This window comes from Streptococcus jiangjianxini (genome assembly GCF_040225085.1).
Taxonomy (GTDB): Bacteria; Bacillota; Bacilli; order Lactobacillales; family Streptococcaceae; genus Streptococcus; species Streptococcus jiangjianxini.
The window spans coordinates 32,030-45,281 of record NZ_JBEHGL010000020.1 but is presented as its reverse complement, the minus strand read 5'-3'; the positions used below and the strand labels follow the sequence as shown (position 1 = coordinate 45,281).

General features: G+C 36.6%; 10 protein-coding genes and 1 pseudogene. 10 read left to right on the top strand and 1 reads right to left on the bottom strand.

What is annotated here, in order from left to right; all coding sequences use genetic code 11:
* Positions 1-583: 583 nt before the first annotated feature.
* The 5 genes and pseudogenes from dprA (at position 584) to ABP870_RS08715 (ending at position 7,342) form a co-directional block, all read left to right on the top strand.
* Positions 584-1,426 (top strand): DNA-processing protein DprA, encoded by an 843-nt coding sequence (gene dprA, locus ABP870_RS08735; protein ID WP_350015056.1) that lies wholly within the window; start codon positions 584-586, stop codon positions 1,424-1,426.
* Between the two features lie 123 nt (positions 1,427-1,549).
* Entirely contained in the window at positions 1,550-3,685 is a 2,136-nt protein-coding gene (gene topA / locus ABP870_RS08730) for a type I DNA topoisomerase (protein WP_350015055.1), read from the top strand.
* 426 nt (positions 3,686-4,111) lie between these two features.
* Positions 4,112-4,249, top strand: a pseudogene (locus ABP870_RS08725) (IS630 family transposase); the annotation flags it as partial.
* Positions 4,250-4,991: 742 nt separating this feature from the next.
* Positions 4,992-6,335: a methylenetetrahydrofolate--tRNA-(uracil(54)-C(5))-methyltransferase (FADH(2)-oxidizing) TrmFO gene (gene trmFO / locus ABP870_RS08720; RefSeq protein WP_350015054.1), complete on the top strand. Its 1,344-nt coding sequence runs from the start codon at positions 4,992-4,994 to the stop codon at positions 6,333-6,335.
* Between the two features lie 155 nt (positions 6,336-6,490).
* Positions 6,491-7,342 carry a MetQ/NlpA family ABC transporter substrate-binding protein gene (locus ABP870_RS08715; RefSeq protein WP_405054649.1) on the top strand — a complete coding sequence of 284 codons (852 nt, stop codon included), beginning with the start codon at positions 6,491-6,493 and terminating at the stop codon, positions 7,340-7,342.
* Between the two features lie 49 nt (positions 7,343-7,391).
* On the opposite strand, the gene ABP870_RS08710 is transcribed toward ABP870_RS08715, so the two are convergent.
* A complete protein-coding gene (locus ABP870_RS08710; RefSeq protein WP_350015053.1) occupies positions 7,392-7,883 on the bottom strand; it encodes a PASTA domain-containing protein in 492 nt (163 codons plus the stop codon).
* Positions 7,884-8,322: 439 nt separating this feature from the next.
* Between ABP870_RS08710 and ABP870_RS08705 the strand changes: the two genes are divergently transcribed.
* From ABP870_RS08705 to ABP870_RS08685, 5 genes are read left to right on the top strand one after another with little or no spacing between them, the layout of a single operon-like run.
* On the top strand, positions 8,323-8,838 hold the full coding sequence (locus ABP870_RS08705) for a S41 family peptidase (RefSeq protein WP_350015059.1): 516 nt from the start codon (positions 8,323-8,325) through the stop codon (positions 8,836-8,838).
* 27 nt (positions 8,839-8,865) lie between these two features.
* Complete coding sequence (locus tag ABP870_RS08700; protein WP_350015052.1) at positions 8,866-9,633, top strand: ABC transporter ATP-binding protein; 768 nt, start codon at positions 8,866-8,868, stop codon at positions 9,631-9,633.
* Positions 9,620-11,584, top strand: coding sequence for an FtsX-like permease family protein (locus ABP870_RS08695; RefSeq protein ID WP_350015051.1), 1,965 nt, complete (start codon positions 9,620-9,622; stop codon positions 11,582-11,584). Before ABP870_RS08700 ends, ABP870_RS08695 begins: the two co-directional genes overlap by 14 nt.
* Positions 11,585-11,627: 43 nt before the next feature.
* The gene (locus ABP870_RS08690) at positions 11,628-12,296 is read left to right on the top strand and encodes a response regulator transcription factor (protein WP_350015050.1); all 669 of its coding nucleotides are present in this window, start codon (positions 11,628-11,630) and stop codon (positions 12,294-12,296) included.
* The gene (locus tag ABP870_RS08685) at positions 12,293-13,237 is read left to right on the top strand and encodes a sensor histidine kinase (RefSeq protein WP_350015049.1); all 945 of its coding nucleotides are present in this window, start codon (positions 12,293-12,295) and stop codon (positions 13,235-13,237) included. The genes ABP870_RS08690 and ABP870_RS08685 overlap by 4 nt, the downstream gene beginning before the upstream one ends.
* Positions 13,238-13,252 lie beyond the last annotated feature (15 nt).

Genomic DNA, 13,252 nt, shown 5'->3' with positions numbered 1-13,252 from the left:
TGTGAAGGTCAACGATTTGTTGCTTAAAGTCATCCGTAAAATGACGGCGTATTTTTCTAGACATATTGTTTCTCCTGTTTTCTTTAGTGTAGAACACTTTATAAATTCTGTCTAGTTTAGTGTAACCGATTCATTTAGCTATCTTGCTGTGTTATAATTTTATACTCAGTTAATTTCAAAACATAACTTATTTGATTTTTTCTTAAGTAGTGCGGACGCAAGCAACCTCCTTCGGAGTTTCATTCCTAATTTTTGAGCCTAGGTCCCAAATATTCTGTTATTAGAGACAGCATAATACCACTACAGTGAAAGCAACCTTTCAAGCTCACTACGTTCGCTCTAAACTGCGGAATCTTATTTTGCTATTCGATATATCATGTTATTTTTTTGATTTTGGATGAGTATTACTTGATGAGATTTTGAATAAATCGTATTGATTTTGGAGCAAGTAGCCTTTTGAGTAGTTCTTTTCTGAAAAAAGGTGTTCTAATAAAATCCTGAGAGGATGATTTAAATTAAGAAAAATTTGGTTTAGATAGAATTTTTTTCATGTTTTTTTCGAATTAGTAAGTGGAGGCTTAACATGAATAATTTCGAATTGTACAAACTAAAAAAAGCGGGCTTAAATAACCAGCACATTTTAAATATCTTAGACTATGAAGCCAAATACCAAAAATCCTTGTCTCTGAGAGATCGAGCAGTGGTTTCTAAATGTCAGAATCCTGTTGTTTTTATGGAGCATTACAAGGCATTAGATAGTAAAACACTACGACAAGAATTTTTAAAATTTCCTAGTATTTCTATATTAGATAACAACTACCCATTAGAACTCAAGGAAATCTATAATCCTCCAGTTCTTCTATTCTATAAAGGAAATATTGAATTACTGGAAAAAGCTAAGCTAGCAGTGGTAGGTGCTCGAAAATGTAGTGACATTGGAACAAAGTCTATTCATAAAATTATTACGGAGTTAGATAATCGTTTTGTGATTGTTAGTGGACTAGCGCGTGGCATTGATACAGCAGCTCATTTATCCGCTTTGAAAACGGGTGGTGCTAGCATCGCTGTGATAGGAACAGGTCTCGATGTTTATTATCCTAAAGAAAATCAACGCTTACAGGATTTTATGATGCAAAATCATTTAGTTCTTTCAGAGTATGGACCAGGTGAGCAGCCGCTGAAATATCACTTCCCAGAAAGAAATCGTATTATCGCAGGACTTTGTCAGGGCATTGTTGTAGCCGAGGCCAAATTGCGATCGGGAAGTCTGATTACTTGTGAGCGTGCATTAGAAGAAGGAAGAGATATTTTTGCCCTTCCTGGTAATATTTTAGATGGGAAATCATCCGGTTGCTTACACTTGATACAAGAGGGTGCCAAGTGCATTATATCAGGATTTGACATCATTAATGACTATCAAATTTAGAGGCCGTTTTCCTATAGGAAAAAGTTTTTTATTGACACATGGATAAAAGAGGGTTATCATGTTATAAGTTTCAAAGGGTTAGAAAATGTAACCTTTGATAATTCTTGTATAGGAAGTGTGTTTATGGCAACTGCTACAGCAACAAAAACAAAAAAGAAAACTGGTACTAAAAAAACTAGCAAAAAGAAGACAAGCCCAAAGAAAAATTTGGTTATTGTAGAATCGCCTGCTAAGGCGAAGACTATTGAGAAATACCTAGGTCGCAATTACAAGGTTGTGGCTTCTGTTGGTCATATTCGTGATCTTAAAAAGTCAAGTATGTCCATTGATTTTGATAATAATTATGAACCTGAGTATATCAACATCCGAGGTAAAGGACCTCTGATTAATTCACTAAAAAAAGAAGCTAAAAATGCGAAAGAAGTTTTCTTGGCAAGTGACCCGGACCGAGAAGGCGAAGCTATTTCTTGGCACTTGGCTCATATTCTTAATTTGGATCCAAAAGCTAAAAATCGTGTTGTCTTTAATGAAATTACCAAAGATGCTGTTAAAAATGCTTTTGTGGAGCCAAGAGAAATTGATATGGACTTGGTTGATTCCCAACAGGCCCGCCGTGTTCTCGACCGGATTGTGGGGTATTCAATTAGCCCTATTTTATGGAAAAAAGTCAAAAAAGGTTTGTCAGCAGGGCGTGTTCAGTCTGTCGCATTGAAGCTCATCATTGATCGTGAAAATGAAATTAAAGCCTTTAAACCAGAAGAATATTGGACCATTGATGGTGCTTTTAAAAAGGGAACCAAAAAATTTCAAGCTGCGTTTTATGGATTAGATGGCAAAAAGCTAAAATTATCAACCCAAGATGATGTTCAAGCTGTTCTAACTCGTATCAATGGGGATGATTTTAATGTTGATAAGGTGGAAAAAAAGAATCGTCGTCGTAATGCTCCTCTTCCTTATACAACCTCATCTATGCAACAAGATGCAGCCAACAAAATCAACTTTCGTACTCGTAAGACTATGATGGTTGCCCAACAGCTTTATGAGGGGATTAGCTTAGGTAAAGCAGGGCATCAGGGGCTGATTACCTACATGCGTACTGACTCCACGCGTATTAGTCCTGTAGCACAAAATGAGGCGGCTGGTTTTATCACGGAACGTTTTGGCAGTCAATACGCTAAGCACGGTGCCAAAGTGAAGAATGCTGCTGGTGCTCAAGACGCTCACGAAGCTATTCGGCCATCGTCTGTTCATCACACACCTGAAGCTATTGCCCAATACCTTGATAAGGATCAGCTTAAACTTTATACTTTGATTTGGAATCGTTTTGTAGCCTCGCAGATGACAGCAGCTGTCTTTGATACTGTGAAAGTTAATTTATCTCAAAATGGTGTCATGTTCACAGCCAATGGTAGCCAAGTGAAATTTGATGGTTACATGGCTGTCTATAATGACTCTGACAAGAACAAAATGTTGCCAGAAATGGAAGTGGGAGATACTGTTAAGAAAGTTCTGACGACCCCCGAACAACATTTCACACAGCCACCAGCGCGTTATTCAGAAGCGACCTTAATCAAAACACTAGAAGAAAATGGCGTTGGTCGTCCGTCAACCTATGCTCCAACACTTGAAACTATTCAAAAACGATATTATGTCAAACTAGCCGCCAAGCGTTTCGAGCCGACTGAGTTAGGTGAAATTGTCAATTCTTTGATTGTAGAATTCTTCCCAGATATTGTTGACGTTGCTTTTACAGCAGAAATGGAAGGCCGTCTGGATGAAGTTGAAATTGGTAAAGAACAATGGCAAAAAGTCATTGACCAATTCTACAAACCTTTTGAGAAAGAATTAACTAAAGCTGAAGACGAAATGGAGAAAATCCAAATTAAGGATGAACCTGCTGGATTTGACTGCGACGTCTGTGGCTCACCAATGGTGATTAAGTTAGGGCGTTATGGTAAATTCTACGCTTGTAGCAATTTCCCAGAATGTCGTAATACTAAGGCTATTACAAAAGAGATCGGTGTGACCTGTCCTGTTTGTGAAAAAGGCCAAGTGATTGAGCGTAAAACCAAACGCAACCGTATTTTCTATGGCTGTGATCGGTATCCAGAATGTGAGTTTACCTCTTGGGATATGCCAGTAGGACGTGATTGCCCTAAATCGGGTGATTTCTTAGTTGAGAAAAAAGTCCGTGGTGGAGGCAAACAGGTGATTTGTAGCAGTGATGACTGTGATTATCAAGAAGCAGTGGTTAAATAATAACCAAAAGCATTCATTTCAGCTAATGTCTCAGAAAGTATACCCCTCTTCTCAAGTATGAAAACATCGAGGAGTTGACCGTTACATCTTTAAAAAATAATAGCCCTCTTAGAAGTATTGATATGACAGTATTTCTAAGAGGGTATTTGTTTTCCGTAAAGAAAAAAGATTGAGGAGAATTGTTTAATATAGTCAAATGAATTAGTTTTCAGACAAGGAACGGAAGACGCAGTAAGTACTCGCCTACGGCAAGTCGAGAATGACGATGTATCAAAGTTAATTCAAAAGACTATACTTATCCAAAATCAAAAACTAACGTTCTGTAACCATTGTTTGTTGACGATGGTTTTTAAAATGGACTAATTTAAATCTTGAATCACTACTTGCAGCTTGTTCACCACGTTATCAAGTGCTTCAAACGTGGGTGGCTTTAAGAATAGGACATTTAGAACATTAAATGAGGTCAATAACAACCTTCAAGAAGTGATTCAAACTTTGTCACCCTGTCAACTAAAGTCGATTGTACATAGAGATTGGATATCCGCAATTTTTGATTTCGAATGAGTATAAGTTATTTTTTGATTTTAGTTGAGTATAAACTCAATTTTTTATTCCATCTGAAGTATTGATTTCCGTCAATGTTTTTGTGTTCCCACTTGCTGGCGATATATAACTATTAAAACGATAGAAGTACCGTTTATAACAAGTGACTTACGCTAGCCATTTAGAAGCCATTACACTTGTAAAAGGGATATTCTTACAAGGATTGACATCAAAAGTAAAAAACATGTTTTAACGTTAGCTTCAGAAGTCTTCTCAACGATTGAAATGGATGATTATGAATCTATGTGAGCAAAGAGACAGAAGCAACTTTCTAGACTACTACTAGCATCCTGTAACAATTAAGTTGTCAAAAATCTTATCGGAGAAGAATGTAACTAAAAAATTGTTACGGAATATGGATAATTAGTAGGGATATTAAATATTTTACATAATTAATATTACGTAAAATATTTAAATCTAGCCTTTAAGTAGTTTCGATCTTGGTCTATTCATCAAATTTGGTTTAATGGCAAACTCTTATAAAAGCATGGGTGCTGACACTGTCAGTGAAATGTTAGACTTTACTATCGTTATGCTACTTTCACTAGCCTAAAAAGTATCCAATAAGGTTTTTGATAATCCTAGTAGTTGTATTGACAAAAGAGTTTAGACAATGGGAAACTTATGTTATAATTATGTTTCATCATATATAGAAAGATTTGTGAGAATGATGTTTTGATTGTTCTCAAAGAGGTATTAGTTCTTGTCTCAATCTAAAGCAAATTACATCAATGTTATCGGGGCTGGCTTGGCTGGTTCGGAAGCAGCATATCAAATCGCCAAACGTGGCATTCCCGTGAAACTCTATGAAATGCGTGGTGTTAAGCCAACACCTCAACATAAAACGGACGGTTTTGCGGAATTAGTATGCTCTAATTCCTTTCGGGGGGATTCTTTAACCAATGCGGTAGGGCTTCTCAAGGAAGAAATGCGCCGCTTGGATTCTATCATCATGCGTAAGGGTGAAGCTAGCCGTGTACCAGCTGGAGGAGCTATGGCGGTTGACCGTGATGGCTTCTCCCAAGCAGTCACTGCTGAATTAGAGGCGCATCCTCTTATCGAAGTCATTCGAGGTGAAATCACTGATATTCCTGACGATGCTATTACTGTTATCGCAACAGGTCCTTTGACATCAGATATGCTAGCTGAGAAAATCCATAAACTCAATGGCGGTGATGGTTTTTACTTCTACGATGCTGCAGCACCCATCGTTGATAAATCAACTATTGACATGAGTAAGGTTTATCTAAAATCACGCTATGATAAAGGTGAAGCAGCTTATCTGAATTGTCCCATGACCAAGGAAGAATTTTTAGCCTTCCACGAAGCTTTGACAACAGCAGAAGAGGCACCACTTAATGCCTTTGAAAAAGAAAAATATTTTGAAGCTTGTATGCCCATTGAAGTTATGGCTAAACGTGGCATCAAAACGATGCTTTATGGACCGATGAAGCCTGTTGGTTTGGAATACCCTGATGACTACGAGGGACCACGAGATGGTGACTTTAAGACACCTTATGCTGTGGTTCAGTTGCGTCAAGATAATGCTGCAGGTAGCCTTTATAATATGGTTGGTTTTCAAACACACCTTAAATGGGGGGAGCAAAAGCGTGTTTTCCAAATGATTCCAGGCCTTGAAAATGCCAGCTTTGTGCGTTATGGGGTTATGCATCGCAATTCCTATATGGATTCTCCAAATTTGCTCAATCAAACCTTCCAATCTCGTAACAATCCAGACCTTTTCTTCGCTGGTCAGATGACAGGTGTTGAGGGTTATGTGGAATCAGCCGCTGCTGGTTTAGTAGCTGGCATCAATGCGGTGAAACGCTTTAAGGAAGAGGAAGAAGTCATTTTTCCACGCACAACAGCTATCGGTAGCTTACCATACTACATTACGCATACAGAGAGTAAGCATTTCCAACCAATGAATGTTAACTTTGGTATCATTAAAGAATTAGACGGGCCACGCATCCGCGATAAAAAAGCACGCTATGAAGCCATTGCTGAACGTGCGTTAACGGATATTGAAGCATTCTTGTCTATTTAAGATTCTTTGTAAAAACCATGGAGCGTTTTTGGGTTTTAATAGATGAAGAGGTTTTTGATATAGTTTTTAACTATATATTTGCTTAAATATTAAGAATTTTTCAGAAATCACTTCTCGTGTTAGACTAGATATATCTTAAATTTAGAGGAGATGAGATGATGAAATTGAAAAAATGGTTAAGCATTGGAACAATGGCACTAGCTTCAGTAGTCCTACTGGTAGGCTGCGGTTCAAAAGCCGCTGATGATACTGTTGTGGTTAAAGTAGGAACAATGGCAAAAAGTGATTCTGAAGAGGCTCGTTGGAACAAGGTTGAAGAATTACTTAAAGATAAGCATGTAACGATCAAATATACTGAATTTACGGATTACTCTCAACCTAATAAAGCGCTTGAAAATGGTGAAATTGACATTAATGCCTTCCAACATTATAATTTCTTAAATGAATGGAATAAGAAGCATAAGACAGATCTTGAAGGTATTGCTGAAACCTATATCACCGCTTTTCGTCTTTATTCTGGAACGCAAGGTGGTAAGAATAAATACACTGATGTCAAAGATATTCCCAATGAAGGGACAATTGTTATTCCTAACGACACTGTCAATGAAAGCCGCGCTCTTTACCTCTTACAATCAGCTGGCTTAATTACATTAGGAGTTTCAGGTGACACTTTTGCGACACTAGACGATGTGACTAAAAATGACAAGCATTTAGATATTGTAGAGGTTGATGCAGCGCAGACAGCACGTCAATTACAGTCTGCAGATGCAGCCGTAATCAACAATGACTTCGTTGTAGAAGCTGGTATTGACCCAAGTAAGGCTATTTTCATTGAACCTAAGGGTGATAATGCTAAACAGTGGTATAATCTAATTGCAGCTAAGAAAGACTGGAAAAAGGCGCAAAATGCTGATGCTATCCAAGCAGTTTTAGATGCTTATCAGACTGATGAAGTAAAGAAAGTTATCAAAGAAAGTTCAGAAGGTCTTGATGAACCAGTTTGGTAAGACAAAAAAGGTGATGAACCAAATGGATTCATCACCTTTTTCTTATCTGCTAATCTTTTGTACGATTAAAAGGTATCACATTTTTGACATTTTCAAATGTATCAGAGATTGCTTGATTTCGCTCAACAGTTCGCCGTGTTTCCTCATCAATCAATTCCTGACTAGCATTGATAATATCTAAATCAACGTAGTAGAGTTTAACCAAGTAACCCTTGGGCTGCTTGCCAGACTTTGGCGACATTTGCACAACTTCGTATTCACGCGCTCTGGCATATTTTTTAGCAGGTTTAGCTGGAATACTAGAAACCACAAATCCTTGATTTTTCAAGTGTTGACTTGCTTCATCAAGAGTTAAATTAACCACGTTATCAATCTTTACTAAAGACATTTGGCGTTGGTGACGCTGATCCATATGTTTTTCGATAATTGGGCGCCCATTTTCGATGGTTTTGTTGATGATTGCCGTTGTGTCAGGAATAATGGAAAATAAACGACCAACTGAACCTAACTTTCTGGGTATTTTTAGTTTTCTTTTTGACATATACATACTCCTAGAGGTCTAATATATCTTTATTATACCAAAAACTGGTAAGAACCTATCATTCCAGACTTACAAAATTGTAAGGTAGTAGGTTAAAAATGTAAGTGAGTCTATTAAGTAGGAGTGGTAAAATTGATATCAGAAAGTGAGGACAAACGATGAAAAAGATAATGAAATGACAGGAGCAGTGACCGTTATTCTATTATTAATTGGACAAAGAAGGGCAGTTCTTATGAGCAAGCAAGAGATGTACTGACTCCTATTTTAAAGTTAGCAGGAGGTAAACATTCTCAATTTATTCAAGAAGAGACTTCTAGTCGTGCAGCAAAACAGTCTATGCCTAACATTAAACGTATAGATAATGACATTATCTATATTAAACTACCACCGTTTACTTCGGTTGATAAAAAGCAATCGAAAAAATACGCTGATACCTTGAATCATTTCTTATCACAAAAAAGAATATCAAGGTGTCATTCTAGATTTATCAGATAATACAGGAGGAAATATGATACCGATGCTTATCGGTCTATCCTCAATCTTACCAAATGGTAGATTATTTTCGTCAGTTAATAAATATAATCAACGAACCTCCTTTGATTTGAGTAATAATAGAATTGATAATCAAGAAACCATTGCGCTAGCGGATCCGATTCATAAAAAGAAAGGCCCTGTTGCTGTCATTATGGGCAAACGAACGGCTTCTTCTGGTGAAGTCGTCGGACTCTCTTTCAAAGGATTGAATGATATTCGCCATTTTGGACAAGATTCAGCAGGTTATACGACAGGAAATGTAGTTTTTTGGCTTTATGACGGTGCACAAATTAACCTAACAACGTCAACCTTAATAGACCGACAAGGAAAACATTATGAAAATGATCCCTTACAGCCAGATACCTATTCTGAAAATCCACTTAGAGAATCAAAAAAATGGCTAAAATCGAAAATTAATTAAGCTATAATAGCAAAAGGAGTATAACAAATGTTACTAGAAATTAATCATCTAAAAAAAGTTTTTCGCACACGTTTTTCCAAAACAGAAACACGCGCTCTACAAGATATTGACTTCAAGGTCAATGAGGGTGAATTTATCGCTATTATGGGAGAATCTGGCTCAGGGAAAACGACGCTTTTGAATATCTTAGCCACTTTGGAAAAACCAAGTTCTGGCTCTGTCCACTTGAAAGGACAAGATATTACCAAAATCAAAGAAAATCAATTAGCTGATTTTCGACTCAAGCACTTAGGCTTTGTCTTTCAAGAATTTAATCTTTTAGATACCTTAACGATTAAAGATAATATCTTTCTGCCTCTAGTTCTAGACCGCAAACCCTATTCGCAAATGGAGAAAGCTCTTCTTCCGCTAGCGGAACAGCTACACATCAAAGACTTGTTAGACAAACGCCCTATGGAAATTTCTGGTGGGCAAAAGCAAAGAGTAGCAGTAGCTAGAAGTTTGATTAATAAGCCTGATATTCTCTTGGCTGATGAACCGACTGCTGCGCTTGATTTTCGAAATTCAGAAGACTTACTCTCTCTCTTCGAAGAAATCAACGCTTTTGGTCAGACAATCTTAATGGTAACCCATTCAGCTATGGCTGCTAGTCATGCCAAACGAGTTCTTTTCATTAAAGATGGCCGGATTTTCCACCAACTTTACAGAGGAAATAAGAATCCTCAAACATTTAGTAAAGATATTTCATTAGCTATGAATGCTCTTTTAGGAGGTGATAACCATGTTTTATCTTAAAATGGCTTGGAATAATTTGCTAAAAACCAAAAACATCTACGGCCCATTTCTACTTACCAGCACCGTTCTCTATGTCACCTTATGTTCAACCTTGTTGATACTCTTTAGCCCAATTTCTGATAACATGTCGTATGGGAAAACGATTTTAGGATTTGGAGTGGGTGTCTTAACGTTACTATCAACCATTTTGATTATTTATAGTTATCGTTTTGTTTTAAAACAACGTAGTAAAGAGTTTGGTCTTTATAATGTACTAGGGATGAGTAAGAAAAAAGTATCTTTAATATCGAGTATCGAAATACTAATGATATTCTTAGGTTTAATTTTTCTTGGGAGCAGTCTTTCAATCATCTTCTCCAACCTGCTTTATCTCATTTTTGTCAATCTCATCCATTATGATAAATTGCTATTAACCTTTACACCAATATCATTTCTCTTAGCTGGTGTTATCTTTTCTGGTATTTTTATACTATTGTTGATAATTAACTTACTTGCTATCAGTAAATCATCACCACTAGATTTATTTAAAACATCAGCCAAGGCAGAACAAGAACCTAAGGGAAATGTTGTTATGGCTATCCTGTCTGTGGTTTTACTGGGAATTGGTTACGCTTTATCTTTTACATCGACTAAGATAGCAGCCTTGGCCTTGATTTATCGTTTTTTGATTGCAGTAGTTTTGGTTATTCTAGGAACTTATTTATTCTATGTATCCTTTACAACTTGGTACTTGAAACGAAGACGTCAAAATAAGGCATATTACTATCAAACGGAGCATTTCATTACCGTTTCTCAAATGCTGTTTCGAATGAAGCAAAATGCTGTGGGATTAGCTAATATCACCATTTTGGCGGTCATGAGTTTCGTTACGATTGCGACGACGTCATCAATCTTTGGAAATACCGAAACTATGGTTAATCAACTCTTTCCAAAAAATACTGAGTTACAGGTTCATCAAGTTGAAGGGAAAACGAGTTATGAAGAATTCGCTAAGAAAACCATTATTCCAGAATTACATAAAGACGATAAAGCCCTTATTGCTTATCAGACGGGTATGATTTCTATGCCATTGACGCGTGATAAAGAAATCACCGTTAATCAAAAGACAATTAATCACCCCAAAATAAGTCAATTAGGATTTGTTTATGTCATCGAACAGGATGAGTTTAGAAAGCTTGGTAACGACTTACCCAAGTTAAAAGCCAATCAGACTGCTTTTTTCAAGCAAAAAGGCGATAGCCAGTTGAAGAAACTCACTATTTTTGGTAAAGACTATGACAATATTAAAAACTTTAAGTCTGTTAAGATGCCTGATGCCGTTAATACCTATAATCCTGGTGTTTTAGTTGTCAGCAGTCTAAATGAGATGACAGCTATCAAAAAACAGTTTGAAAACATTGATGGATTTGGCTTCATTGAAACTTATAAGATATTTGCAGATTTAACAGCCAAAGACTATCAAAGGTTAGCTAATAAAAAAGGTATCTGGACTAATGATAAGGGTGAAGAAGCAGTTGTTGAGTTAACACGAGAAGTTCATTTTAAAAATGAAGCCTATGCCCTTACCGGCGGTTTTCTCTTCACCGGTCTATTGTTAGGAACAGCTTTTCTTTTAGCGGCAGCTTTAATTATTTACTACAAACGCTATTCAGAAGGTGTCGAAGATCAAAAATCTTATCATATCTTACAAGAAGTGGGGATGTCCAAGACTCAGGTCAAAAAAATCATTGGCTCTCAAACACTTATGGTCTTCTTTATGCCTCTGATCATGGCAATCTGTCATTTTCTTGTAGCTATGATCATGCTCAAGCAAATGCTCTTACTCTTTGGAGTTGTCAATGATCTCCTTATCTATCAAATTTCTGGGGGAGTTATTCTGACAATTATCATCATTTACTATCTCATTTATCGATTGACAGGACGAACTTATTATCACTTAATTGAAAGGTAGGCAAAGTGGCGATTTTTCGCCGCTTTTTTGCTAAAATAATCCTATGAACAAGCAAGATAAACTTTATATTATTGAGGATGATATGACCATTGTTACACTCCTCAAACAGCATTTTTCAAATGATTATCAAGTCTATGCAGTCACTAATTTTCGAGACATCAAGCAGGAAGTTGAGAGCATACAGCCGGATGTGATTCTTATGGACATCACTTTGCCATTTTTTAATGGATTTTACTGGACAAGTGAAATCCGTAAAAGCATGACGGTACCTATTATTTTTATTTCTTCCAGTAATGATGATATGGACGCTGTTATGGCGCTTAATATGGGAGGTGATGATTTTATTTCAAAACCCTTCTCATTAAATATCTTAGAGGCAAAAATCTCAGCTTTTTTACGAAGAAGCAAACAATTTAACCAAGAAGAACTCTCTTTTGCTGGCTATGAGCTATTAGCAGATGGCACTGTTTTGTCAGAACAACATGAAAGCATTGATCTTTCTCCCACAGAAGCTAAAATTTTACGAATCCTGATGACCCATAATCAGCAAGTGATTGCTAAGGAAGATTTTCTAGAAAGACTCTGGCAAGATGACAGTTTTATTGATCACAATACCTTAAATGTTAATATGACTCGCCTTCGTAAAAAGCTAAAGAGTATTGGTTTTGATCATATTCATACGGCTAGAGGTGTGGGGTATTTTCTTAAATGATGTTCAGCTATTTTAAAGAGTATAGACCGTGGTACGCCTTGTATTTACTAACAACTTTGACTTACCACCTCATGTTTTACCTTTATCATCTACCCCAAACTTACTTCCTTGTTAGTTTAGCCATTAATTTAGTGTTTCTAGTGTCTTGGATAATTCTGAGCTACCAGTCTTTCAAGCGCAAATTATTGACTTTAGAAAACTTAAAAGCTGTTGGGGATTTACCAAAAGCCCACTTACCATCAGAAGCAGCTTATCAAGTTCTGATAAACCGATTAGTAGCAGCAGAAGCGCAGCAAGTCCTGGACATTAAAAGAGAACAAGATGATTTAGAAGGCTTGATTAAGATGTGGTCTCATCAAATGAAAATCCCTATATCAGCAATGTCTTTGATGTTTCAAACCAATCAAATGAACAGGCAAGAACTTCAAGGGCAAGTTTTTCGTTTAGAAAATGATCTCAATAATCTCTTATCATATCTCAAATATAAGCGAGACAATGATGATTATCGTTTTACCAAAGTATCATTAAAATCCTGTGTTAGTTCTGTTATTAAGACATTTAGTAGTCAATGTATTGCCAAAAAAATACAGGTTAGTCTGATTGGTGATTCAGAAGTTATCACTGATAGCAAGTGGTTAAGCTTCTGCTTATCTCAAGTGATCGATAATGCCATAAAGTATAGCACACCTGAATCTGAAATAAGAATCACTATAAACGATAAAAGTATTTCAATCCAAGATTTTGGTATAGGGATACTACAAGAAGATGTGCCGCGTTTATTCGAACAGGGGTTTACAGGCTTTAATGGTCATGAACATGAGAAAGCTACTGGGCTAGGTCTGTACATGACCAAGCAGATTTTAGACAAATTAAGTTTTGATATTGATATAAGCAGTCAGATTGACCAAGGCACCACAGTTTTGCTAACAAAGAAAAAATAGTTTACATAAATATAA

Coding starts and splice junctions, on each gene's coding strand:
- dprA (WP_350015056.1), top strand. CDS start 584: ATGAATAATTTCGAATTGTACAAACTAAAAAAAGCGGGCTTAAATAAC.
- topA (WP_350015055.1), top strand. CDS start 1,550: ATGGCAACTGCTACAGCAACAAAAACAAAAAAGAAAACTGGTACTAAA.
- ABP870_RS08715 (WP_405054649.1), top strand. CDS start 6,491: ATGATGAAATTGAAAAAATGGTTAAGCATTGGAACAATGGCACTAGCT.
- ABP870_RS08710 (WP_350015053.1), bottom strand. CDS start 7,883: ATGTCAAAAAGAAAACTAAAAATACCCAGAAAGTTAGGTTCAGTTGGT.
- ABP870_RS08700 (WP_350015052.1), top strand. CDS start 8,866: ATGTTACTAGAAATTAATCATCTAAAAAAAGTTTTTCGCACACGTTTT.
- ABP870_RS08695 (WP_350015051.1), top strand. CDS start 9,620: ATGTTTTATCTTAAAATGGCTTGGAATAATTTGCTAAAAACCAAAAAC.
- ABP870_RS08690 (WP_350015050.1), top strand. CDS start 11,628: ATGAACAAGCAAGATAAACTTTATATTATTGAGGATGATATGACCATT.
- ABP870_RS08685 (WP_350015049.1), top strand. CDS start 12,293: ATGATGTTCAGCTATTTTAAAGAGTATAGACCGTGGTACGCCTTGTAT.